General features: G+C 45.7%; 21 protein-coding genes. 4 read left to right on the top strand and 17 right to left on the bottom strand.

Annotation, left to right across the window (positions count from 1 at the left end; all coding sequences use genetic code 11):
* Positions 1 to 78 precede the first annotated feature (78 nt).
* Both CHH53_RS12500 and CHH53_RS12495 read right to left on the bottom strand, forming a co-directional pair.
* Positions 79 to 459: an ATP-binding protein gene (locus CHH53_RS12500; RefSeq protein WP_095216526.1), complete on the bottom strand. Its 381-nt coding sequence runs from the start codon at positions 457 to 459 to the stop codon at positions 79 to 81.
* Between the two features lie 185 nt (positions 460 to 644).
* On the bottom strand, positions 645 to 2,012 hold the full coding sequence (locus CHH53_RS12495; protein ID WP_095216471.1) for a dipeptidase: 1,368 nt from the start codon (positions 2,010 to 2,012) through the stop codon (positions 645 to 647).
* 115 nt (positions 2,013 to 2,127) lie between these two features.
* On the opposite strand from CHH53_RS12495, the gene CHH53_RS12490 reads away from it, so the two are divergent.
* Positions 2,128 to 2,898: a type 1 glutamine amidotransferase domain-containing protein gene (locus tag CHH53_RS12490; protein WP_095216470.1), complete on the top strand. Its 771-nt coding sequence runs from the start codon at positions 2,128 to 2,130 to the stop codon at positions 2,896 to 2,898.
* Between the two features lie 16 nt (positions 2,899 to 2,914).
* On the opposite strand, the gene CHH53_RS12485 is transcribed toward CHH53_RS12490, so the two are convergent.
* From CHH53_RS12485 to CHH53_RS12470, 4 genes are read right to left on the bottom strand one after another with little or no spacing between them, the layout of a single operon-like run.
* Positions 2,915 to 4,051 carry a bifunctional cystathionine gamma-lyase/homocysteine desulfhydrase gene (locus CHH53_RS12485; protein ID WP_095216469.1) on the bottom strand — a complete coding sequence of 379 codons (1,137 nt, stop codon included), beginning with the start codon at positions 4,049 to 4,051 and terminating at the stop codon, positions 2,915 to 2,917.
* Positions 4,048 to 4,974 carry a PLP-dependent cysteine synthase family protein gene (locus CHH53_RS12480; protein WP_095216468.1) on the bottom strand — a complete coding sequence of 309 codons (927 nt, stop codon included), beginning with the start codon at positions 4,972 to 4,974 and terminating at the stop codon, positions 4,048 to 4,050. The genes CHH53_RS12485 and CHH53_RS12480 overlap by 4 nt, the downstream gene beginning before the upstream one ends.
* 9 nt (positions 4,975 to 4,983) lie before the next feature.
* On the bottom strand, positions 4,984 to 5,451 hold the full coding sequence (locus CHH53_RS12475) for an S-ribosylhomocysteine lyase (protein ID WP_095216467.1): 468 nt from the start codon (positions 5,449 to 5,451) through the stop codon (positions 4,984 to 4,986).
* A gap of 14 nt (positions 5,452 to 5,465) precedes the next feature.
* Positions 5,466 to 6,104, bottom strand: a complete 639-nt coding sequence (locus tag CHH53_RS12470; RefSeq protein WP_095216466.1) for a class I SAM-dependent DNA methyltransferase — start codon at positions 6,102 to 6,104, stop codon at positions 5,466 to 5,468.
* Between the two features lie 221 nt (positions 6,105 to 6,325).
* Here CHH53_RS12470 and ltaE point away from each other — a divergent pair, with 221 nt between their 5' ends.
* Positions 6,326 to 7,357, top strand: a complete 1,032-nt coding sequence (ltaE, locus tag CHH53_RS12465) for a low-specificity L-threonine aldolase (protein WP_095216465.1) — start codon at positions 6,326 to 6,328, stop codon at positions 7,355 to 7,357.
* A gap of 31 nt (positions 7,358 to 7,388) precedes the next feature.
* Here ltaE and CHH53_RS12460 read toward each other — a convergent pair whose 3' ends face one another.
* Positions 7,389 to 7,988: a YhcN/YlaJ family sporulation lipoprotein gene (locus tag CHH53_RS12460; RefSeq protein ID WP_095216464.1), complete on the bottom strand. Its 600-nt coding sequence runs from the start codon at positions 7,986 to 7,988 to the stop codon at positions 7,389 to 7,391.
* Positions 7,989 to 8,141: 153 nt separating this feature from the next.
* Here CHH53_RS12460 and CHH53_RS12455 point away from each other — a divergent pair, with 153 nt between their 5' ends.
* Positions 8,142 to 8,378 (top strand): YhdB family protein, encoded by a 237-nt coding sequence (locus CHH53_RS12455; protein ID WP_095216463.1) that lies wholly within the window; start codon positions 8,142 to 8,144, stop codon positions 8,376 to 8,378.
* A gap of 33 nt (positions 8,379 to 8,411) precedes the next feature.
* Here the strand turns inward: CHH53_RS12455 and CHH53_RS12450 are convergent, their stop codons facing one another.
* The 5 genes from CHH53_RS12450 to CHH53_RS12430 form a co-directional block, all read right to left on the bottom strand.
* Positions 8,412 to 9,974, bottom strand: a complete 1,563-nt coding sequence (locus CHH53_RS12450; protein WP_095216462.1) for a bifunctional GNAT family N-acetyltransferase/carbon-nitrogen hydrolase family protein — start codon at positions 9,972 to 9,974, stop codon at positions 8,412 to 8,414.
* A gap of 94 nt (positions 9,975 to 10,068) precedes the next feature.
* Positions 10,069 to 11,325 (bottom strand): anti-sigma factor domain-containing protein, encoded by a 1,257-nt coding sequence (locus tag CHH53_RS12445; RefSeq protein ID WP_095216461.1) that lies wholly within the window; start codon positions 11,323 to 11,325, stop codon positions 10,069 to 10,071.
* The gene (gene sigI, locus CHH53_RS12440) at positions 11,325 to 12,056 is read right to left on the bottom strand and encodes an RNA polymerase sigma-I factor (protein ID WP_095216460.1); all 732 of its coding nucleotides are present in this window, start codon (positions 12,054 to 12,056) and stop codon (positions 11,325 to 11,327) included. Before sigI ends, CHH53_RS12445 begins: the two co-directional genes overlap by 1 nt.
* Before the next feature lie 265 nt (positions 12,057 to 12,321).
* Complete coding sequence (locus CHH53_RS12435; protein WP_095216459.1) at positions 12,322 to 14,355, bottom strand: ABC transporter ATP-binding protein; 2,034 nt, start codon at positions 14,353 to 14,355, stop codon at positions 12,322 to 12,324.
* A complete protein-coding gene (locus CHH53_RS12430) occupies positions 14,352 to 16,103 on the bottom strand; it encodes an ABC transporter ATP-binding protein (RefSeq protein WP_095216458.1) in 1,752 nt (583 codons plus the stop codon). The genes CHH53_RS12435 and CHH53_RS12430 overlap by 4 nt, the downstream gene beginning before the upstream one ends.
* Before the next feature lie 505 nt (positions 16,104 to 16,608).
* Here CHH53_RS12430 and CHH53_RS12425 point away from each other — a divergent pair.
* Positions 16,609 to 17,175 carry a beta-class carbonic anhydrase gene (locus tag CHH53_RS12425; RefSeq protein WP_095216457.1) on the top strand — a complete coding sequence of 189 codons (567 nt, stop codon included), beginning with the start codon at positions 16,609 to 16,611 and terminating at the stop codon, positions 17,173 to 17,175.
* A 7-nt stretch (positions 17,176 to 17,182) separates the two neighbouring features.
* On the opposite strand, the gene CHH53_RS12420 is transcribed toward CHH53_RS12425, so the two are convergent.
* The 5 genes from CHH53_RS12420 to CHH53_RS12400 all read right to left on the bottom strand — a co-directional run bounded on the left by CHH53_RS12420 (position 17,183) and on the right by CHH53_RS12400 (position 23,429).
* Positions 17,183 to 18,262, bottom strand: coding sequence for an undecaprenyldiphospho-muramoylpentapeptide beta-N-acetylglucosaminyltransferase (locus tag CHH53_RS12420; RefSeq protein WP_095216525.1), 1,080 nt, complete (start codon positions 18,260 to 18,262; stop codon positions 17,183 to 17,185).
* 213 nt (positions 18,263 to 18,475) lie between these two features.
* A complete protein-coding gene (gene yhbH, locus CHH53_RS12415; RefSeq protein WP_095216456.1) occupies positions 18,476 to 19,639 on the bottom strand; it encodes a sporulation protein YhbH in 1,164 nt (387 codons plus the stop codon).
* 82 nt (positions 19,640 to 19,721) lie between these two features.
* On the bottom strand, positions 19,722 to 20,840 hold the full coding sequence (locus CHH53_RS12410) for a Ger(x)C family spore germination protein (RefSeq protein ID WP_095216455.1): 1,119 nt from the start codon (positions 20,838 to 20,840) through the stop codon (positions 19,722 to 19,724).
* The gene (locus CHH53_RS12405) at positions 20,837 to 21,946 is read right to left on the bottom strand and encodes a GerAB/ArcD/ProY family transporter (protein ID WP_158221558.1); all 1,110 of its coding nucleotides are present in this window, start codon (positions 21,944 to 21,946) and stop codon (positions 20,837 to 20,839) included. Before CHH53_RS12405 ends, CHH53_RS12410 begins: the two co-directional genes overlap by 4 nt.
* Positions 21,933 to 23,429 (bottom strand): spore germination protein, encoded by a 1,497-nt coding sequence (locus CHH53_RS12400; protein ID WP_158221557.1) that lies wholly within the window; start codon positions 23,427 to 23,429, stop codon positions 21,933 to 21,935. Before CHH53_RS12400 ends, CHH53_RS12405 begins: the two co-directional genes overlap by 14 nt.
* Positions 23,430 to 23,513 lie beyond the last annotated feature (84 nt).

The raw sequence follows: 23,513 nt of genomic DNA, 5'->3' as shown, positions 1-23,513 counted from the left end.
TCATACATATGCCAGCAATACGGAAAAAAGACTCTTCATCCGCCCCTTTTTGCAGCAGAAGCTGTACTGTCTGAGTCTTTAATTCATGCATTTCAATCCGGCTCTGAAAATCGTCTTTACGTACGGAATGCTTTGTAATGAAATGGATCCATCCATCTGCCCAACCAGTCTTTTCGGGATCGTCCATCCCAATCCGCTTCCTTGATAATGCTTATTCCTTGAGTCCTCCATCGTATGCATCCGTTCAAACACCCGATACTGCTGGGATTCACTTGTGCCTTTGCCCTTATCACAGACTTCTATAAAAGCTGTATCATCTTCCCTGCTCAACCTCAGGCCAATCAGTTTCCCATCAGCTCCATAGGAAATTGCGTTTGATACAAGGTTATGCAAAACCCTGATGATCGCTCTTTCATTCCTCATTACATGGATCCGATGCTCCGGAATATCAATTTTCATTGCTGCCTGCAACCGTAATCCCGTCCTGGAATATAGGCATTTTCTTTTCTTTTCTCTTACTTCCTTAGGTTGGTTATTATGAATCCAGCTGGGCGCCCTGCCACCGCTCCTCTTCAGGCATAAAAAAATCCAGTCCGCGGAAAAGGATTCCCCCTTTTTCCGCAGACCGGATTCATTCAAAAAGCTTATTCACTTACTTTCTGATAATAATACACAAGTGTTTCCATCCCTTTATCAAAGCTTTCCAATGGGAAGCTCTCATTCGGGGAATGGAGTCGATCTTCCGGTGTACCGAAGCCAAGTAATACTACCGGCATTTCATATACGGTATCAATCCACTCAACAACTGGAATAGATCCGCCCATACGGACGAAGACGGTTTCCTTGCCGAATGCCTGGGTCAGGCTCTGGGCTGCTTTTTGGATCAGCGGATGATTCGGATCGACTTTATATGCCTTCGCTTTGAACGGCTCCGGCCTTACCTCGACCCGCACGCCAGCAGGCGCATGCTTCTTGATATGAGCCGTGATTTTTTCCACGATATCAACCGGATCCTGACCAGGTACCAGGCGGCTGGTGATTTTCGCAGTCGCTTGAGCCGGGATGATCGTTTTCGTACCTTCTCCTTGATAACCGCCATACATGCCGTTGATCTCCAGCGTCGGGCGGGCCATCGTATGCTCTTTGGCGGTGTATCCTTTCTCGGATACTGCTTCTGGTACACCGACAGTCTGGGCAAAGTCCTCCCCTGGTGCTTGTGCCATCAGATTACGCTCTTCTTCCGGCAGTTCCTCCACGCCATCATAGAAGCCTTCCACTTGGACGACTTCTTCTTCATCCTTCAAGGAACTCAGGATATGAGCCATGGCCTGCAGGGGATTGCGGACGGCACCGCCATACATACCGGAATGCAAGTCACGATCTGGCCCGTAAACGGAGAATTCAAGTGCAGCTGCACCTTTCAAGCCATAGAGCATGGTTGGCTGCCCTGCGTCAACCATCCCTGAATCACTGATGATGGCAAAATCCGCTTGGAATTGTTCGGTCTGCTCATGCAATACCGCATGCAAATTCGTGCTTCCGATTTCTTCTTCGCCCTCGATGCATACTTTCACATTGATCGGCAAGGCTCCTTCTGTTTTCATGAACGCTTCGAAAACGGCCAGATGCATGAATACCTGTCCCTTGTCATCACTCACGCCGCGAGCATAAATGCGGCCATTCCTTTCCGTCGGTTCGAATGGTTCGCTATCCCAAAGCGGAAGAGGATCTGCAGGCTGTACATCATAATGGCCATAGAAAAGTGCAGTCGGTTTATCGGGCCCAGCCCCCAGCCATTCACCTGTTACGATGGGGTGTCGTTCTGTCTCCTGGATGGTTACCTTATCAAAACCGATTTCCTTCAAATAATCAGCCGTGAAGGCAGCTGTCCTTGCAACATCTTCTTTATATGTACTGTCTGTGCTAATACTCGGGATACGCAGATATGCATATAGCTTCTCCAGCAATTTCTCCCGATTTTCCTGTAAATAAGCGACAACTTGATTCGTCATAAGCGCCATCCTTTCTTTTCTTACTAGTGTAGCACAAATCGACTGTTTCTTGTTTAGCTTGTACTTGCTGGTGGAAACTAAAAAGGAAATATCAAGCTATGTCAGGAGGAGAATGATGGGCAATGTGTTGATTGTCGCCACAAACCATGACAGCCTGAAACAGACACCCCATACAACAGGACTTTGGTTCAGCGAGCTGACGAATTTTTATGATAAGCTGAAGCATCGTCATATCATGACGGTCATCAGTCCAAAAGGTGGGGAAATCCCGCTGGATCACCGCAGCCTCATAGGTTTGTTCAAAAGCCACAAGCTGCGCAAGTATTACCGGGCTCCCGGTTTCAGGAGATTGCTGGAGCACAGCCTCTCGCCGGGCGAAGTGAATGCATCTGATTATGACGCCATTTACTTCACCGGAGGTCACGGTACGATGTGGGATTTTCCTGAAAATAAAGAGCTGCAGCAGCTTACGGGAGCTATTTATGAAAACGGCGGAATTGTCGCTGCCGTCTGCCATGGCCCGGCAGCCTTGCTCCATGTCAAGCTTTCCGATGGTTCTTATCTGCTGCAGGATAAAACCGTGACTGGTTATTCCGACCGGGAAGAAGCAATCAGTCTGAACAAGCATGAAATTCCCTATTCCCTGGAGGAAAACCTGAAAATACGCGCCCTTACTTATCGTAAAGACGCCATTCCATTCAAAGGGCATGTGGAAGCAGACGACCGGGTGATCACCGGACAAAATCCTGCCAGCGTCAAAGGTGTTGCCAAAGCAGTCATCAACCGTCTGGAACAAAAGGAATTTGCTGAGCATCCCCGTTCCTTCCGGGCAGTTCTCAGGATTCCGGAAGAAGAACAAATACTAAGAAGAAAGCCAGCCCCATGATCGGGACTGGCTTTCTTCAATCTTCCATCGCTTGCTTCAAATCTTCAATCAAATCTTCACTATCTTCGATTCCGACACTGATTCGGATCAAACCATCCGTAATTCCGAGTTCAGCCCTGCGCTCCTGCGGTATGGATGCATGTGTCATCTTGGCAGGAAGGGAAATGAGACTCTCAACGGCACCAAGGCTTTCCGCCAAAACGAAGTATTTCGTCTTACGAAGCACTTGATCCGCCTTTTGCGCACTGCCGACATCAAAGGAGATCATACCGCCAAAGCCCTCGGCTTGACTGGCAGCAATATCGTGGCCTTTATGCTCGGGCAGCCCTGGATAATAGATTGTGCTCACTCCCGGATGTGCTTTCAAGAATTCGATCAGCTTGGCACTATTCTTTTCGATTGCTTCCATGCGGATACCAAGTGTCTTGATTCCGCGAAGAAGCAGCCAGCTGTCCTGCGGTCCGAGTACGGCACCAGCTGAATTTTGAATGAAGTGCAGCTCTTCGGCCAGTTTGTCATCATTGACGACAACAAGTCCCGATACGACGTCGCTATGCCCACCGATATATTTCGTCGCACTATGAAGGACGATATCTGCACCAAGATCGATCGGATTTTGCCAATAAGGCGTTGCAAAGGTATTATCGACAATCAGCAGCAAGTCATGCTTTTTCGCAATCTCTGCCATCTTTTTGATATCCGTGATTTTCAATAATGGATTGGTCGGTGTCTCGACATAGATGGCTTTCGTCTCTGGGGTTATCGCTTGTTCAACAGCTTCCGGTGAGCTTGTGTCAACAAACGTGTGACCCAGCTGATAGCGAGTGAGCACTTTTGTTGCCAGACGGTAGCTGCCTCCGTACACATCATCCGTCATGACAATATGACTGCCTGATTCAAACAGCATCATCACAGAAGTTATTGCTGCCATACCGGAACTGAAAGCAAAACCGGCTTTCCCGTTTTCCAAAGCAGCAATGGTTTCTTCCAGCGCATGACGGGTCGGGTTGCCTGTACGGGAATATTCATAGCCTGTATGTTCACCAGGTCCGGGTTGTTTATATGTGCTTACTTGGTAGATAGGAACACTTACCGCCCCCGTCTTCTCATCCGATGTAATTCCGCCGTGAATCATTTTCGTCTTTCTTCTCATCCTAATCCTCCTTGATATATCCGCTGGCTGAGGTATCGTTCGCTGCTGTCGGGGAAGATCGTCACAATCGTCGTCCCGGGCTTCGCATTTTCTGCTTCTTTAAGCGCTGCACAAAAAGCAGATCCCGAAGAACTCCCGACAAGCAGCCCTTCTTTGGCAGCCAGTTCCTTTACATAATGAAATGCATCGTCATCCGTGATCGTATGGATTGCGTCAAAATAAGCAGTATCCATATAATCAGGCAAAAACTCCATGCCTATCCCTTCCGTACGGTGCGATCCAGGTTCGCCTCCGTTCAGGATGGAACCCTCCGGCTCGACGATCACCGTTTTCACATCAGGCTTTTGATCCTTCAGGTAACGCGCGGTTCCCATGAACGTTCCGCCTGTCCCGCCTCCGGCAACGAAAATATCGACATCCCCCTCAAGGTCGCGCCATATTTCCGGACCGAGTGTTTTATAATAAGTTTCTGGATTCGCCGGGTTGGCAAATTGCTGCGGGCAATAGCTGCCAGGAATTTCATCCAGCAGCTCTTTGGCCTTTTTGATTGCACCAGTCATCCCTTCAGATGTCGGTGTATTGATCACTTTCGCTCCAAGCGCCCTCATCAGCTCTTGTTTTTCCTGGCTGAATTTCTCCGGAACACAAAAGATGACGGAAACATTCCTCTTCAAGGCTGCCAGCGCAATCCCAATACCGGTATTGCCTGCGGTCGGCTCGATGATCGTCCCATTTTCCTTGAGCTTACCTGAACGGAATGCATCATCGATCAAATTGACTCCCAGCCGATCCTTCACACTGCCTCCAGGATTATAAAACTCAAGCTTCGCAAATAAACGAACTCCCTCCGGCAGAGAAAAGTTCGTTATTTGCACAATCGGTGTATTCCCTATCAGTTCATGTACTGCATTATAAACAGCCATTTTCTCCCTCTATTCAGCGAAAACTTGACGCCATTCATCTTTTTTGGAAAGCATTTCCTTGGCAATCTCCTGTGCACCCTCAAGACTGTGGTTAGCTGCCCAGCCGCATTGCACCTCGTTGCATGCCGGTACTTCCGTCGCATCCAGCACATCTTGCAATGTCTTTTCCAAAGCCTCGAGAATCTCATCATAGCTGTCATTATTCAAGATGGATACATAAAATCCCGTCTGACATCCCATCGGACCGATATCAAGGATATTATCGATATGGTTGCGGATATTCTCAGCCATCAAATGCTCCAGGGAATGAAGTCCGGGCATTTCCATATGCTCTTTGTTCGGCTGCTTGAAACGGATATCATATTTGTATACTTTATCGCCATGTATGCCATCTGTGATACCGACTAACCGGACATACGGCGCAGCTACTTTCGTATGATCAAGATTAAAGCTTTCTACATTCATTTTCTTTGTCATGTTTGTTTCTCCCCTTATGCTTTTTCTGCCGTGATCAAGTAAACGAAGCGGTTCATTTGCTTAAATGTAACATGAAATCCTTGTGTTTGGAAAATGTTTCGAAGGACTTCCATCGTCGTATAATATTCGGTTGTCAAGTCGCGGACAAGCCTGTCATAGCCTTTATCCTTCTCTTCCTGGATCAGTCTGCTGCGTCCCTCTGCACTGGAGAAAACTGTATCGGCAAAGATGATTTTCCCTCCATCGGATAAAAGCTTTACATAGGCGGAGACCGCCTGCTCCTTCTCCTCGTCCGTCAGATGATGGAAGGCCCATGTACTGACGATGGTATCAATCTCATGACCTGGATCCGGGAACGAGAGAAAATCGCCATCCACCAGCTTCAGCTGCGGGAATTTCCGGGATGCATGCTCTCGCATCTCCTTGGACGGTTCGATACCCGTTACATCCAGTCCTTTGGCTAACAGTTTCTCGGAGAGATTACCTGTTCCGACACCGAATTCCAATGTATATCCTTCTGCAGCATCGGCAACCGTCTGCAGGATTTCATTATATTTATCAAATACTTCTTTATATTGCGGATCCTGACCAGTAACCGTATCATCATACGTCTCTGCCCATTCATCGAACATATCGATAAATTCGCGGCCCATATCATCACCTCATGTATAATCCCATCAATATCCGAGTAAACGAATAAGAATTATGGAGTTTATGAATGAAGAATACCATAGTACCCTAGTTTATTCAATGAAAATATCCGATGTCAGTTATATTTTCCTTCATTCATGAATAAGCGGCAGCAGAACTATAAAAATAGTGGAAATGTTATAAATTCATACTATATAATAGGATGGAGAGAGGAGTGTTCGCCATGATCGATCTGCGTAGCGATACGGTCACCAAGCCATCTGAAGCGATGCGAAGGGCTGCTTTTGAAGCAGAAGTCGGAGATGATGTCTATGGAGAGGACCCAGCTGTAAATGAGTTAGAGGAAACGGTTGCCGATTTACTTGGAAAGGAAGCCGCATTATTCGTGCCAAGCGGTACTCAGGGGAATCAAATCGCAGTACTTTCTCATTGCAGCCCCGGTAATGAAATCATCTTGGAGGAAGAATCGCATATCTTCCTTTATGAAGGGGCTGCTACGTCCATTTTTGCTGGCGTGCAGACTCGCACATTGAAGGGAGAACGCGGTGCGATTTGTCCAGAGGATCTGGCCGCTGCCATCCGCAAAGACGATATCCATTTTCCCGAAACAGGCTTGATTTGCCTGGAGAATACGCATAACAAGGCTGGCGGAGCGGTCATCCCGATTGAGAACATGATGGTGATAGCCCAAATAGCCCGTGAACATCGGATTCCGATTCATATGGATGGTGCGCGATTATTCAATGCCTCCGTTGCTACCGGTATCAGTGTAGCGAAATACGCCCAATTGACGGATACCGTCCAGATTTGTCTTTCCAAAGGCTTGGGAGCTCCTGTAGGTTCTGTGCTTGCAGGGTCTGAAGCATTCATCGGCAAGGCACGCAAGTGGAGGAAGCGCCTGGGCGGCGGAATGCGTCAGGCCGGCATATTAGCGGCACCAGGTCTTGTCGCCTTGCGCGAGAATGTGGAACGTCTCGCAGATGACCATGATAACGCCAGGTTATTGGCCGAGGGCCTTGCAGAAATCGACGGAATCGAAATCCTGAACAAAGTGGAAACGAATATTGTATTGGCTGATGTCAGAGGTACCGGCATGACAGCAGATGAGTACGTGCAGCTGCTTAAGGAGCAGCAAGTACTGGCAAATGCATTCGATCCATACAGCGTACGTTTTGTCACACATTATGATGTCGGCAAGGGCGCAATCAAAAAGGCTTTGGCAGTTGCATCCTCACTTGCCAAGCAGCCAAATTGAAAAGAGGCTCCGTTCCAGGAGCCTCTTTTCATTATCTTTCGTTATTCGGGAAGACGCGATTCAGCATATTGCCGAATTCCAGGAAAAAGCCTTTCACTGGCTGTCCTTCATCAATTTTATTATTGTAATCCTCCGCCATTTCCAAGAAATCCGGATCAGCTGATACGTATACATTGTCGATGTCTTCATCGACTGATTTCACCGCTTTTTCCACATCGCGCTTCATCTGGTCTGTCACTTCATTATCATTGTTGTCGCCAGTCGTTGTGTTACCCATGCCATTATTGCCTGTGTTATCATCATCATTTTTCATATCAACCGCTACGAAAGCATTATTATCCGTTGTAAATACATAAGCATTATCAACGCCTTTTACTTCCTCCACTTTTTTCGCTGCATCATCTGCAACCTGATAACGCGGCTGCTGGTCATCGCCATTGTTTTGGCGATCATCTACATCCATCGTATTATCGGTATTGCGGTCCACCAGATTGTTATCGGTATTATTGTACCGTGTCGGTTCTATATTGCCGTCCCTGCCCATGCCAGTATCATTGTCATTGTCGTTTTGACACGCTGTAAGTGTGATGGCAGCAAGGGCAGCCATGCTGATCAATTTCCATTTTTTCATTGGTATTTCCTCCTTTGATTTGCCATTCTGCGCTTAGTATGTACGGTTTTTTCCACCCTATTCAAAACTGATGGAGAAGTGTTTATATCTGCCAGCAATGTTCTTACAGAATGGAGAAATACTAAGCGTACCCTGACAGGAGGGGATACCGCGATGAAAGTACAGGATTATGAAAAAGCATTGTTGTTTACAATCTGGGGCCAGTGGGACGATCTGCTAGTCCTTATGGTACGCACAAAGGATGATTTGCTTTCCAAGCGAATCGAGATTTTCCTGCACGCATTCCACTATCCCTCCGAACAACATGCTGTCGTGAAATCACACGAAGAACTGCTCCAATATATCGATCATGCCCTGGGCCATACAACTTTATATGCCTTGGATGTATAAAAGAAGACTCGAGCACACTGGCTCGAGTCTTCTTCAATGGTCCTCCGGCGTTTCACTTTCCAAATTCTTGAATCTCAATTCGAATAAATCTTTACGGCGATCATGCAGATGGCGAACAGTACCTGTTTTTCGCTGCCGCTGCAATATCTCTAAATCGACATCTCCGACAACGACCGTCTCGATATTCGGCGGGCACTCCCCGACAATGCCATCACGAGCGAATTCAAAATCGGAAGGTGTGAAAATACCGGACTGCGCATATTGAATATCCATATTCTCCACCTGCGTCAAGTTTCCTACCGTTCCTGCTATCACAGTATAAACCTGATTCTCCACAGCTCGGGCCTGTGCACAATACCTGACACGCAAATATCCCTGACGGTCATCTGTGCAGAATGGGACGAAAATGATATTCGCTCCTTGATCCACGGCATGACGGGCCAGCTCCGGGAATTCGATGTCATAACAAATCTGTATTGCAATGCGCCCGCAATCCGTATCGAAAACCTTCACCGTATCACCAGGCTGGATCCCCCACCACTTTTTCTCATTTGGTGTGACATGGATTTTGTATTGCTTCTCGATCGTTCCGTCACGACGGAATAGATAGGCGATATTATAAATATGCTCGTCCTCTTCCACAAAATGCGAACCGCCCACAATGTTGACATTGTAGCGAACGGCCAGATTTGTGAATAATTCGATATACTGCTCTGTGAATTCAGACAATTTCCGAACCGCTTTGGAAGGTACTTTTTCTTCGAGGAAACTCATGAGCTGCGTCGTGAAAATCTCCGGGAATACAGCAAAATCCGATCCGAAATCATAGGCAACGTCCACATAGTACTCCACTTGCCTCGCGAATTCCTCAAACGATTCAATTTGTTTCATCATGTATTGAATGACCGTGATCCGTACAGGATAGGCCGTTTTGAAATGCCGTTTCGACTTCGCATGATATTCGATATTATTCCATTCCATCAAGGTCGCAAAGGTTGCTGATTGCTTATCATCAGGCAAATAATCGCGGTTGATCCGCATGACACGGAAACCGTTCATCATTTGGAATGTCAGCACAGGATCATAGATGTTCTGCGCTTCCACTTCCTCCACATACTGACGCGGCGTTAGTTCATGGCTGTATTTATGATAATTCGGGATTCTTCCGCCGATGATGATGCTTTTCAAATTCATCTCAGCGGCCAATTCCTTCCGCGCTTCGTAAAGGCGCTTCCCGATTTTCATGCCCTGGTATTCCGGATGGACCATGACCTCGATGCCATACAAATTGAAACCCTCCGGATTATGGTTCGTGATATATCCTTCATCTGTAATGTCATCCCAAGTGTGACGATCATCATACTCGTCAAAATTGACAATCAAGCTGGAACAGCTGCCAATGATTTTACCATCCAATTCCACGCAGAACTGTCCCTCAGGAAATATATCGATATGACTTTTCAGGTGACTCTTCTTCCATGGCTCCATGCCAGGAAAACATAATTTCTGCATATCCAGGATTTGATCGATATCCGACTCGGTGATATTCCGTAAAACGACTTTTTTCTCAAACTGCGACAAATCTAATTCAGACATAGCAGCTATCCTCTCTATCGGAAAAGTTCTTTATTGTAATTACCCTTTCCATTGTGCAAGTAGTCCTATTATGAACAAAATCCATCCCGTGATTTCAGTTTTTTTCGGAAGAAGGCTGCTTTCCTTTATGATCTTCATTTTCATTTCTTCTGTCTTGATGTCCCGGAGGCGTGGATTTCTTATTTTTTTCCTGTTTTTCATGGCCGTTTGCTTTCTCTTTTTCTTTGCCGGGAGGTTTATTTCCGTTCCCATTATTTTCTTTTTGGTTCTTCATATTAGCATTATTTTGTTTATTATCTTGTCTTTTCTTTTCAGCAGCCTGTTTATCTTGTCTAACCGCTGAGTTCTCATCCGATTTCCCTTGCTTTTTTTCAGCTTTTCCGGCCTGTTTTTCCGTTTCTTTCGCTTGTTTCTTTTCTTCCTTCAATTGTTTTCTTGCTTCTTTCGACTGATTGGATTCCTTCGGCTCCCCGCCAGGTATATCAGCCAAATGAGCATCCGTATGTTCTCTCTCTTTCACGGATTGCTTCACGACAGCATAGGCAGAATTTGCATCCATCCCATCATCCGACCCTTTGGAAGTCTCATCCTGCTGCTCTGCTCCTTTTTCTTTCACATCTTCTTTATAAAAATCCTTTATAATGGCTGAATCCGATTGTGTAAGAGCTGAATCAGAAGAGGATGTATCTCCCTCCAGAATGGTCTGCGCCATGATTTCATTCATTGATTTATGCTCATCCTGAGCCGTCTGGCGCACTTTATCAGGCACCTGGAACGATGCGATATGTAATGTATTGTTGAATGAATTGACCGATCCCTCCAATATGCTGGTCAATTGCTTATCATCCTGTTTGGTATCTATGTAATTGACACCTATGATAATGCTTTCCGAGTCAGTTAAAAGACCTAAGTCACTCGATTTCCGCAAAATACTGGCTGCAACCTCTTCGACAGGCTCACCTGCCCAATCATCCAGAGAAGCAAGTACCGTTTTTGCCTCTTCATTCAAAGCCGCTGCAGAAATAACATCCATACGGTTATTGACCTTCAATTCAATGCTCGGATTGAAATCAAGGCTGACATAAGCATATGCTTTATTACCGCTGTACCAGGAATAAACCGGGAATAAGGCCAGCACAAAAACAAGCACCAATACGGCCACACGCATGAAATTCTTCATGGACGGTGTCCAATGTCTGATTCTTGTACGACGGACTAGTTCATGGGCACTGAATTCGACTTCTTGTCCGATCTCTGCCTGCTCTTTCACAACGATCTCCAAGAAATTCCCTTCGCTGGTCAGCACGATTGTGCTCCGGCGGCTTTGCTTGACGACGACTCCTCTTTTCACTAACTCACCCCCTTCATATAATCCTTCAGGTAAATATAATCCTCGCTAAGAATGATGAAGATGGCGAGAATATACTTCCTGTTCCTTTCCAATGTTTTCTTGCTCACAGATACCTTTTCGACTAGCTGTTTAATCGGGATTTTCTTCTTTCTATTCACATAATCCCGAAGCTCTCGATCCGCATGGAGAATCTTTGCTGCTTCGATTGCCGATTCCCTGGCATCGCGATGCTTTGGCGCGACTTGGATCAGCTCTTGGAACGACAGCTTATATTCCTTCAGTTTCTTATCATACTCCTCTATCTCAGCACGGCGATACCAAGTTTCTGTTTCCTGGACATAAGCTGTCTGGGCTGCTTGCACTTCACCTGGATTCTCACTTTCATCTTCATACAGCTCGTCCAAGGAAGCAGCAGGCTGGCGGATCCGCTCCCGCCTGATATAATCGATTGTCTTTCGCTTGATCACCAGCTTGGCAAATGAAAGGAAGGAACTCCCTTTATCATCCGCATAAGCAAGCATCGCTTCATTGAAAGCGGATAAACCGATACTGAATTCTTCATCCTTGGAAGGATCGATGAATCGCCGGCATACTTCGGACACGGATTTTGCAATGAAAGGCTGATAACTCTCGATCAGCTCATTTTGCAACTCGGTGTTTCCGGCCTGCACTTGTTTAATCTGTTCTTCTAATTTTCCGCGGTTAGGATCATTAGACTGGCGTAGATACAAGACCTATCACCTCCAGCCTTCTATATTTTTCGTAACATAATTGTAATTTTCGGGTGTAACACACTAAAATCATTTGTAAATTTCGTTTAAAATCAATTGAGATTCTTATATATGACATATGACTTACTCCAATACTTCACCAATATGCCTATCATACAACACCCGGTTTAAAGGCTGCTTCTCAAAATAATTACAAAAAAATTAAATCTCTGCAACAATAAAGCGCATAAAAAAGCCATCCTGTATAATCAGGACGGCTTTTTCACTAACCGGCGGAACGCTTTATACCGCTCTGCTGCATCAAGTACATCTGATAATATTGTCCCTGTTTCTCCAGTAGGGACATGTGATCGCCTTGTTCCAATATCTTCCCGTGATCCAGGACAAAAATCTGATCGGCATGCATGATTGTCGAAAGACGATGGGCGATGACCAATGTTGTCCTGCCCTGCTTGAGTACATCCAAAGCTCGCTGGATGACGGCCTCTGTTTCGGTGTCGATATTGGCAGTCGCTTCATCCAATATCAAAATGGAAGGATTGAAGGCCAATGCTCTCGCGAAGGAAACAAGCTGCCGTTCCCCCATGGAAAGGGTGGCTCCTCCTTCTTTGACTGGCTCATCGTATTGTTTCGGAAGCTTGGAGATGAATGGCTCCGCTCCTACTGCTTTCAGGGATTCGATGGCCGCTTCGCGCGAAATAGCCGGATTATTCATTGTCACATTCGTCAGGATCGTACCTGTAAAAAGGAATGGATCCTGCAGCACAATCCCCATGCTGCTGCGGACTTGCTGGCGTGACATTTCTTTTGTATCCACACCATCAATCGTTATTCTCCCTTTCTGATGATCATAAAACCGGAATAATAAATTCATGATCGAGCTTTTGCCGGAACCTGTATGCCCGACGAAAGCTGCCGTCTGTCCGCTTTTTATCTGGAAGCTAAGGTCTTTCAGCACATAATCTTTATCATTATAAGCAAAGCTGACATGCTCAAAAGCGATTTCTCCTCGGTTCTTCTCACGCTTGGCCTGGGAATCCACATCTTCCCCTGGTTCTTCAAGCAGCTGGAATACACGAGCTGCAGCAACCCGTGCCTGCTCCAGCAGCGGCAGCTGATTCACTGCATCCGTGACCGGATTGAACAAACGGTTCAAGTAATCGACAAAAGCATAGAGCACTCCCACTGTAACGATGGAACCACCGGTTGCAGCAGCACCTCCGAAATACCAGATGAATGCGACGAAAGCCAGGTTACGGAGCACTGTCACTAAGTTATGGGAGGTCAAAGCACTTAATTTCATCAGCTTCCGCTGGTAGGTGAAATTCCGCGTATTCAGCACTTCGAATTCTTCTTTTGTCTTATGTTCCCGGTTGAACGCCTGGATGATCGGCATGCCCTGAATCGATTCATTGATACTGCCGTTAATCTCACTGACCGTTTTTCGGACGACTTTATTGTATTTCGTGCCAAAATACTTATATACCTTCATCCAAGCCCAAAAAATCGGAATCACGAGTAAGCAAATGGCAGCCAGTTTGGCATTCAGCACGAACATCGCGACAAAGATACCACCCATATAAACGAAACTTGTCACAAATGTAGCCAATACCCGCTCATATAAATCACGGATCGCTTCTGTATCGTTGGTGATCCTTGCAACAATCGTCCCTGCCGGCCGGTCCACATAATAATGGATCGGCACACGCTGTGTATGGGCAAAAATTTCATTTCGCATTGTGCGTACGATTTTATTGGAAGCTTGCTGCAGCAAGAAAGTCTTCCAAAATTGAAATATTGCCGCAATGAATAATAGGCCTGCATAAACAATGAGCAAGATGATGATCGGCTGGAATTGCGGCCGGAAAAATTCATATAACTCTGCAGCTGAAAGTCTCGTGCCCGCTGCCTTTTCTTTCCCTTGCGGACCATCGACAGTGATTGTACCATCTGCATAGGATTTGGAACCTTCCAAAGGCAGGGCTCCATCCGCAAAATAAAAATGCCTGCCTATCTGCATGACGGTTGCTTCTCCGACTGCATCTTCCTTCGAGTCGAGCTCATCTGAACGGATATAAGTCTTTCCCGCATAATCGACTGTATGATCCGTCTCATTTTCCACTTCATACCAAGTGGACTCTATTCCAAGGATGTGATGATCGATTATTCGAGCTGCGATCAGCGGGCCTGCCAGCTCGAGCGCGACAGCAATGAGCAGGCAGATGAGACCGATATTGATCGTTTTCTTATTGCTTAATGCGTAATTGAACAATCGCCGTTCCGTCGTTTCTTTCTTCATGAGGAGACACCCCCCTTATCCTCAAGCTGCTGCAAATAAAACTGGCTTGCATACCAGCCGTCCGCTTCAAGCAGCTCTTCATGTGTACCTTGCTCCATGATCCTTCCATCATCCAGCACGATGATCTGTTCGGCATGCTTGACAGCGGAAAGTCGATGAGCTGCGATGATAGTCGTTTTATCCTGGCGCTCTTTCTTCAAATGCTCAATGATATTGGCTTCGGTTTTACCATCGACTGCACTCATGGAATCATCCAGGATCAATATTTCCGGATTCTTGATAAAGGCACGCGCCAGGGCGACACGCTGTTTCTGCCCTCCGGAAAGGGTGACCCCGCTTTCACCCACTTTTGTATCCAGGCCTTCGGGGAGGCTCTTTATATCCGTAAGGAAATGAGCGAGCTCCATGACACGGAAAATTTCCTCGTCGGATGCATCCTGTTTGCCATATCGGATATTTTCCCGGATCGTTTTCGAGAAAAGGATCTGTTCCTGCGGTACATAACCAATCCAGCTGCGCGTCTTCTGCAAGGAAAACTGTTCGATTGGTATACCGCCGAGCAGCAATCGACCTTCCCCTGGCGGATATTGACGGAGCAGCTGTTTGAACAATGTCGACTTGCCGGCACCAGTTTTACCTACAACACCAAGTGTCGTCCCCTGCTTGATCTCGAGGCTGATGTCATGGAGGCGCTCCGTATCATTGCCCGGATAACAGAAGCTTACAGAATCGAAGACAATATCTCCTGGTTTCTGCCGATCCACAGGCTGTTCGGGATCCGTTACATCGGCCGGATAATCAAGCGTCATATTGACACGATCCAAGGATGCATTCCCCCGCTGCAGGACATTGATCAATTCACCTACAGCAAACATCGGCCAAATAAGCATTCCAAGATACATATTGAACGATACTAGATTCCCCAGGGTGATTTCATTTTGGAAGACAAGCAAGGCGCCATAGCCGATTCCGATTGTGTAGGAAAGCCCTACAAGCACTTTCATCGTTGGTTCGAATAATGCATCGATCTTCGCTACCTTGATATTCTTCCGATAAACATCCTCCGTCATATCCTGAAACCGCTGTTCGTCCTGCTGCTCTTGAACGAATGCCCGTGTCACCCGGACTCCGCGGATCGATTCCAGCACTTCATTATTCAAGTTCCCGAAAGCTTCCTGTGCTTCCGTGAAGCGTTCATTGATAGCCTCTCCATATTTATGCATGACAATGGCCATGATGGGCATCGGGATAAGGGCGACCAACGTCAGTTCCCAGCTGATCGAAAATCCCATGATTGCAATGATCATGAGCATAAAAATACTTGAATCCACCAGCGTCAATACCCCGAAACCGCTTGTCATATAGATGGCACGTAAATCATTCGTACCTTGCGCCATCAGGTCCCCCACTTTTTTCTTATCGAAGAATGTAGGTGTCATACGGAAAAAGTGTCCCATCAGCTTGGAACGCATCAATCTCTCCAGAATCGCAGATCCGCTGAACAAGGTATAATCCCACACATAGGAAATGACATAGTGCAGCACGATAAGCAGCAGGAACAGACCGATGACCTGCCAAAGCCTTTCTGAAGTAAGCGAGTTATAATTGATCTCATCAATGGTGAGACCGATCAGCTTCGGCGGGATCAGCCCGATCAAGCTGGCCAGTATAAGTGCGATGATTGCAATCGTATATCGCTTCCAATATTTCAGGAAAAACCAATCCAACTTCTTCAAAACATCAAACATACTATCCACCACCTTCTTTCACGAATTTGTCCAAACTGTTCAGCTAACCATCATCATTCCAATCTTCCTCCCATTTTTTTGTCTGTGTGTTCGGCATAGCGCTTCCTCCTTGTTTTCTTGTTATGATAAGAAGCCGGAAAGGAATCCCGGCCTGTATCAGCAAACCGTCATTTATGCATAAAAAAACGCGCACGCCCGCAGGCGTACACGTTGTTGGGAGTATGCAGCAAGCTAATTGCGACTACTCCATCCCGATAAAATCAAACCTCTAAAATACCGAATAAAGGAGGGGCCGCCCACTATGAAATTGGCTGTTAAAAGCTATTTTCCGGTTGTTCATCTTGGGTCCCTCCTTCCAATTGTAATTTTATGCATAATAAGTATATACATACCGGTCGAAAAAGGTCAATGTTATTTTCAAACAATTTAATCAATAAGAAATTGTTAACCATTTGCACTAATATGGTAGACTAGAGATGATAATTAAAAAGGAGTATCGTAATCCATGTTATTAGATGAGATCTTGGTTCATAACCAAAAATTCGTAGAAAATAAAGAATACGCAAAATATGAAACAGATAAGTTCCCATCCAGGAAAGCTGTCATTCTAACTTGTATGGATGCCCGCTTGCTTGAACTGCTTCCAAAAGCGCTCAACCTCAAAAATGGCGATGCAAAAATGATCCAAAACGCAGGTGCGATGCTCGTCGACACTTCCGATAGTGCGATGAAAAGTATCTTAGTGGCGATCCACGCCTTGAAAGGTGAAGAAGTATTCGTAATCGGTCACAAAGACTGTGGCATGCATCATCTGCATGGTTCCGATATGCTGAAACAAATCGGCCAGCAAGGCGGGGATGTCGAAACATATCTGCGTCAATCATCCAGTGAGGATATTGCCAATACATGGTTTGATGGATTCAACAGTGTAGAGGAATCAGTGGAAAACAGTGCATCGCTGATCGCGAATCATCCTTTGCTGCCAAAACAAGTACCCGTCCATGCCCTTGTAATCGATCCGGCAACTGGTGAATTGACTGTCGTTCGTAACGGATACGAAAAAACCAACTGACAGATTGTCAGTTGGTTTTTTTTGCGTGTTCTTTTATGATTTCAATTACTCGTTGTTTCGCTTCTTGGCTCTCATAATGACTCATGCTGCGCAATATTTCGTTTTTATGCTCCTTGAGATCCTGTAAATGCTGAATCAAGGAAGCACTTGTCAAATCCTCTTCTTCCAAAACATCGGCATAGCCTTGTTTCTTGAAGGAGCTTGCATTAAGCAGCTGATCTCCCCGGCTTGCTTTCCGGGATAATGGCACCAAAAGCATCGGCTTACGGAGTGCCAAAAATTCAAAGATAGCATTCGAACCCGCACGTGACAAGACGAAATCAGAGGCTGCGAACAAATCGTTCAAACCTTCGTTCACATATTCAAATTGCACATAGCCATCTCTCTTGATTGTTTCATCCAGTTGATTCTTTCCGCAGATGTGGATAATCTGGAATTCCTGCAGCAGTGTGTCCAAGCTGGAGCGGACCGCCTCATTGATTACTTGGGATCCTCCGCTGCCTCCCATGATCAATAAAACAGCCTTATCAGGTGAAAAGCCGAGATTCTCCAAACCCACTCTCCGATTTCCTTGAATCAATTCATCCCGGACGACTGCTCCGACCCATTCCGCTTTTTTGGCAGAGACATGGGATACTGTTTCAGCAAATGTCGTCACGATTTTCTTCGCGAATGGCATCGCAAGCTTATTCGCCAATCCAGGTGTAATATCCGATTCATGAATGACAGCCGGAATATGACGGAGCCAGGACGCAAATAATACCGGAACCGAAACGAATCCGCCTTTGGAGAAAATGACATCCGGTTTCACTTTTCCCATGATTCGATAGGCCTGCAGTGTTCCTTTCATCACTTTGAAAGGATCCTTGAAATTCTCCTTGGACATATAACGTCTTAATTTCCCGGTGGAAATGCTATGATATGTCACGCCTTCCATCGGCTCAATCAGGTCACGCTCTATTCCATTCTTTGAACCAATGTAATCGATCTTCCACCCTTCCTGTCTGAATACAGGAATCAGGGCCACGTTCACGATTACATGGCCGGCCGTGCCGCCCCCCGTAAATAGAATCCGTTTTTCCTTCATGTTGTAAATCCTTCCCTTTCCCATTAAAAGCACTTCTCTATTTAATATATCTGTAATTTATTTGTAATATAAACGAAACATTGTATCGCCTTCTCTATCCTAAAGGATATCTTAGAAAAAAGAAAGGGCTTTTTGGCATATGACCAATATATGCTTTTTCAAGGAGGATTATTTCCAGAAACCAAAAAAGAACAACAGTGGAATCACTGCTGTTCAGACTGAAACTTCTGTTTCCTCGTTCGAGAAGAAGCGCTGCATGGCATAGAATACATCTGTTTTCTTACGCAGGACATAATATCTGAATTTGGGATGGTCCATCTTCCGGAATATTTGCATCAATGTGGAATGGCGATTATATTGATTCACTTCCCCATACCCGAACATACTTGATTTTTCAAGCAGCTGATTGATGAGACCGACGCAGCGGCTATTATCGGAAGTGAGATTATCACCATCCGAAAAATGGAAAGGGTAAATATTATATGCCGATGGCGGGTACTTTTCATCTATCAGCTCCAATGCTTTCTTATACGCTGAGGAGCAGATGGTACCGCCGCTTTCCCCTTTCGAGAAAAAGGACTCTTCGTCAACGACATTAGCCTCGGTATGATGGGCTATGAACTCAATATCCACCGTTTCATATTTGGTCCGGAGGAAACGTGTCATCCAAAAGAAGAAGCTTCTTGCCACATATTTTTCCCAATTCCCCATGCTGCCGCTCGTATCAAGCATAGCAAGGACGACAGCCTTCGAATCAGGCTTTTCAATCGTGTCCCAAGTCTTATAGCGGACATCTTCCGGATAAATCGGAGCAAATGAAGCACTCCCGCTTAGCGCATTGCGCTTGAATGCTTCCAGCATCGTCCTTTTTTTGTCGATATTACCGATAAGTCCTGTCTTGCGGATGTCGTGAAAGGCAATATCCGTCACGATCATCTGCTGTTCATCTTTTTGTTCCAGATTCGGCAGCTCCAGCTGGCTGTAAAAATTCTCTTCCAGTTCCTCAAAAGATACTTCCGCTTCATAATAATCCTGACCAGGCTGGTCTCCTGCTTCACCTTGTCCCTTGCCAGGTGCCTTTTGCTGACCGCCGGCACGGCCCAGCACATCTCCTACTTTGCTGTCGCCTTTTCCTTGACCGGCATGTTTGTTCTTGTCTTGGCTATAACGGATTTTGTATTCATCCAATGACCTGATCGGTATTTTGATCAGATCCTTCCCATTTGACATGATAATATTTTCTTCTGTGATCAAATCGGGCAATTTGTTCTTCAATACTTCCTGGACCTTCTCCTGATGCCGCTTTTGATCATCATATCCTTTTCGATGGAGGGACCAGTCTTCTTCCGACACTGCAAAATGATTGGAATCACTCATTCGCCAGCCTCCCTTAAGATAATTAGTCTATCTTATGCGGGAAGACGGACATTGATTAAACAAACTCCAGAAAAGTGATTCATTATCTGAAAATTCCGCGCGATCGTACATTCACATTGATATGCGGCACAATTTTTATATTTTTGAAATCCCGGTCCCAGTCAAGCTTGCTCCAATAGTCAGGATGATGGCCATAGATGCTGCGTCCGATTCCAAATACATCGCTATTCGCCTCTTGAATGATGCTGATCGTTTCCTTGGCCTGATCAGTCAATGCCTGCTCCAGATTCTTTTTAAGCTCAGGCAATTTATCCAGGCTGAGATGATCCTGCGGGTATTCTTGGATCATTACCGTTAAATCCAGCGTGATATCTGTCCTGACTTTATGCTGTTTATCTGGTTTCGACTTGATTTCACTCGAATAATCCTCGATATTTATCGTCGTATAGTCATCGATGGCTTGTTTCTCCCCATCAAAGATCTTAAGGGTGATTCGAGCTATTTTTCCCTTTATCCGCTTCATCAGCAGAAAAAGAGTCGTATGATCGAAAGGGATATCCTTACCGCTATAACTTGATTCATGGAATAATGCCATTCCTTCATAAGAAACTGTCTTTCCGCCATCCCCGACTTCCAGAAGCGGCAAGGTAAAATCTTCTCCTTCTTCAAAAAGCTCCGAACCTATCGCTTGCAGACTGGTTTCGACCGCATTGGTGGTTTCCACTTCCGATTCGACTATTCCTTCTATATATTCGCTCGGACGAATCTCGGATTCAGGGACCACTTTCAGCGCCTGCTGCGCATTCCCCTTCACCACCACCGGTACGGCATCGAGATGCATCCTCGGATCCCGGTAATAAGGATCGACGTATGGATAAATATCCTGACGGGCAAGGTTTTCCCCCAAAAGTAAAACATCAAGCTGGGCTGGGCTGTAAGTAGAGGATAATCGTCTGTCGATATTCGTTCTTGCCTCGGAAGATGTACTTCCGGTTGCCGTAAGGAATTGCGTGGATTCTTCTCCTGGCCCCTGTGCACTATTTTGGACATTCGGTATCAGGATGGTATTTGTATAAACCCCATCATCCGACAAATCGTAAGCTGCCGTTATCCCAAGCTTCACTTCTTTGAATTCCCTCGTATCCCAGCATCCTGACAAAAGCAGCGTACAGCTCAGCAAGATGATACACAGCTTTTTCATTGTGCAGCCCCCTTTGGTTTATCTTTTCTGCGCAGGAAGGATAGCAGGAATAACAAGGTCGGGATGTACATGGTGAAATAATCGGTTATCTTATCCTGAAAATCGATAATGTGCCCAAGATTCTTTTCATTAAGCCCGCCCCAATAGGAAACTGCTATCACAATGAAGGAAGCAGCATAGACAATCAGCATTTTCTTCTTCGATTTTGGTATATTGGCAAAAGCCCTTTCTGCAGCATAAAGATACGAAGCGAAAGCTGTCATGGCAAATACGGTCCACATCGCAAGTACAAAAATGTCGATTCTGGTGATGATGACAGAATCGGCTGTCCTCAGCATATAAAGAACCGGCTGCGAGATGTGTTCAATCTGATCCGACCCGAAATGAGCGAAGGATACGATCACCGTATATAAATAGAAAAAGTTGACAATCAGGTTCGCTCCCAGTACCGTCCTTATTTTTTGCTTATGGGATCCCTTTGTATAAGGGACGAACAATAATAATAATACATAGCTGCTCAAGGAATAGATGGTGACTCTGATCCCTTCGATATAAGCAGAAAAAGGTGCCTGTCCTATTGGCAGTAAATAAATGAATTTCGCGTCCACGAATCCGAATAAGAACAGCGCAGACAGCAAGAAAAGGATGACAGAGAAAAAGGTAAACACTTTGGCGATAAGCGTGAGACCGCCCGATATAGTATAAAGCGCACTGATGACCAGTAACGCATACAGCACAATGATCGGCGTCTCAGGCAGAAGCCATTGATTGATCAGTTCCCCATAAGAAGTTAAAAGGTAAATTGCCACAACCAAAAAATAAACATAATAGCCGATTTGCGCTGCGCGTCCCAACACTTTGCCGAAGCTGCTTTTCAGAACCTCGAATAGACCTTCACCTGGATAGCATTTACTTATATGCATCATCATCAACACAAAAATGATGGAAATGAAACCGCCAATAAGCAATGGGATCCAGCCATCGGGCCCGGCCGCTTTATGCAGGACAGTGGATAAATTCAGGATATCGACGCCAATTTGACTCTGGATATAGATATACCCAAGCTGGGATAAAGTAATTTTTTGTTTTGCATCACTTTTCTCCATGATCATCACCCAGTTCATTGGACATATATGGCCGCGGTGACTCCACCTGATCTGGACGGCGCTTCATCAAAAATTGCGGAACACGTATTACCGTATCTTTTAGATCCCGGAATTGTATCGGCGTAAAGTAGCTAAGCCCCAATGATTCCATCCGGCAAAGGTGAATCAGCACCATCAGCAAACCGAAAGCGATACCGATAAATCCGAGAATGGAACTAAGGATGATCAACGGGAACGTCAACACCCTAAGCGAATCACTCATTTCATTCGAAGGCACTAAAAACGAGGCCAGGGATGTGAGGGCAATGACGATCACCATCAAATTGGATACTAAACCTGCCGTCACAATCGCATCCCCGATAACCAGACCACCTACAATACCAATGGTCGAACCAATGGGAGACGGCAGCCGAATACCCGATTCCCTGATAAGCTCAATGACGATCACCATTAATATAGCCTCGACTATGGGCGGGTACGCAATGTCCCTGATAGCCCCCAATACTGGCGATATCAATTCTTCCGGAATGACTTCATAATGGAAGCCGACAACGGCAATATAAAAGGATGGCAGCGTAATGGCCAGAATGAAACTGAAAAGGCGAATCAAACGAATATATGTTGCTACAATCCAGCGGGTATTATAATCATCCGGCGATTGATAAAAAGCATAAAATGTAACCGGTGCAATCAGGCAAGTAGGATTGTTCGCAAATAAAATGGCAATTCTCCCCTCCATAAGCTGCGCAACAGTCTTATCCGGTCTTTCCGTACTTAAGAATTGCGGAAAGATACTATAACTGCGATCCTCGATGTATTCACTGAATGCCCCCGCACTCAGGAGCGCATCGATTTTGATGCTTTTCACCCTTTTTTCCAGCTCTTCCACCACCTCCGGATTCGCTATTCCATCCACATAGATCAGGGCGATTTCTGATTCGGTATAGTCGCCAACCGTCTGTTTTTTTATCGTTAGACTGCGATGCTGGATGCGCCGCCGAATCAGATTGATATTCTGCTTGATATCTTCATTGAATCCATCATGCGAACCCTTGATGACCTTTTCGTTCATCGGCTCATCGATTGCCCTGACTACATTCTGCTGGACATTGAAAAAATACAAAGCAGAGTCTCCCTCCACCAAATAGACAGCCTTGCCCTCCAGGAGCGCAGTTATTGCTTTATTTAGGTCGTCGCTTTCTTCCCGGTCTTTGACCTTCGCTATATTGCCATCCGTCTTCAATAGCGGCTCGAATATATAACGCTGCATTTTATCCGAATCCGTAATGTCATCTATGTAAACCAATGCCTGCTTATTTCCCGGCAGCAAGCGTATTTTCAGATCAGTTGAATTCCGCAATTCATTCTGCAAGTATTGAATATTTTTTTCCAGTGACGCTGTGGATCGATGCGGCGGCATCTTATCTTCCCGTATGACTTTCTCTTGTACCGGCTGGTTCTTCCTTTGCTTAAAAAAACCCATGACGACGCCCCCCTCCTGTAATTGGATATCTGTAGTTTGCACAGCGCCACTAAAGATATGTGGAAAAAAGACCACAAAAAAACC

The organism is Terribacillus sp. 7520-G (genome assembly GCF_002271665.1).
GTDB lineage: Bacteria > Bacillota > Bacilli > Bacillales > Amphibacillaceae > Terribacillus.
The sequence above is the reverse complement of the archived record's forward strand: the minus strand, read 5'-3'. Positions and strand labels throughout refer to the sequence as shown.

Excerpts from the sequence above, each read along its gene's own strand:
- CHH53_RS12500 (WP_095216526.1), bottom strand. The coding sequence starts at position 459 with ATGAAAATTGATATTCCGGAGCATCGGATCCATGTAATGAGGAATGAA.
- CHH53_RS12495 (WP_095216471.1), bottom strand. The coding sequence starts at position 2,012 with ATGACGAATCAAGTTGTCGCTTATTTACAGGAAAATCGGGAGAAATTG.
- CHH53_RS12490 (WP_095216470.1), top strand. The coding sequence starts at position 2,128 with ATGGGCAATGTGTTGATTGTCGCCACAAACCATGACAGCCTGAAACAG.
- CHH53_RS12485 (WP_095216469.1), bottom strand. The coding sequence starts at position 4,051 with ATGAGAAGAAAGACGAAAATGATTCACGGCGGAATTACATCGGATGAG.
- CHH53_RS12480 (WP_095216468.1), bottom strand. The coding sequence starts at position 4,974 with ATGGCTGTTTATAATGCAGTACATGAACTGATAGGGAATACACCGATT.
- CHH53_RS12475 (WP_095216467.1), bottom strand. The coding sequence starts at position 5,451 with ATGACAAAGAAAATGAATGTAGAAAGCTTTAATCTTGATCATACGAAA.
- CHH53_RS12470 (WP_095216466.1), bottom strand. The coding sequence starts at position 6,104 with ATGGGCCGCGAATTTATCGATATGTTCGATGAATGGGCAGAGACGTAT.
- ltaE (WP_095216465.1), top strand. The coding sequence starts at position 6,326 with ATGATCGATCTGCGTAGCGATACGGTCACCAAGCCATCTGAAGCGATG.
- CHH53_RS12460 (WP_095216464.1), bottom strand. The coding sequence starts at position 7,988 with ATGAAAAAATGGAAATTGATCAGCATGGCTGCCCTTGCTGCCATCACA.
- CHH53_RS12455 (WP_095216463.1), top strand. The coding sequence starts at position 8,142 with ATGAAAGTACAGGATTATGAAAAAGCATTGTTGTTTACAATCTGGGGC.
- CHH53_RS12450 (WP_095216462.1), bottom strand. The coding sequence starts at position 9,974 with ATGTCTGAATTAGATTTGTCGCAGTTTGAGAAAAAAGTCGTTTTACGG.
- CHH53_RS12435 (WP_095216459.1), bottom strand. The coding sequence starts at position 14,355 with ATGAAGAAAGAAACGACGGAACGGCGATTGTTCAATTACGCATTAAGC.
- CHH53_RS12430 (WP_095216458.1), bottom strand. The coding sequence starts at position 16,103 with ATGTTTGATGTTTTGAAGAAGTTGGATTGGTTTTTCCTGAAATATTGG.
- CHH53_RS12425 (WP_095216457.1), top strand. The coding sequence starts at position 16,609 with ATGTTATTAGATGAGATCTTGGTTCATAACCAAAAATTCGTAGAAAAT.
- CHH53_RS12420 (WP_095216525.1), bottom strand. The coding sequence starts at position 18,262 with ATGAAGGAAAAACGGATTCTATTTACGGGGGGCGGCACGGCCGGCCAT.
- yhbH (WP_095216456.1), bottom strand. The coding sequence starts at position 19,639 with ATGAGTGATTCCAATCATTTTGCAGTGTCGGAAGAAGACTGGTCCCTC.
- CHH53_RS12410 (WP_095216455.1), bottom strand. The coding sequence starts at position 20,840 with ATGAAAAAGCTGTGTATCATCTTGCTGAGCTGTACGCTGCTTTTGTCA.
- CHH53_RS12405 (WP_158221558.1), bottom strand. The coding sequence starts at position 21,946 with ATGGAGAAAAGTGATGCAAAACAAAAAATTACTTTATCCCAGCTTGGG.
- CHH53_RS12400 (WP_158221557.1), bottom strand. The coding sequence starts at position 23,429 with ATGGGTTTTTTTAAGCAAAGGAAGAACCAGCCGGTACAAGAGAAAGTC.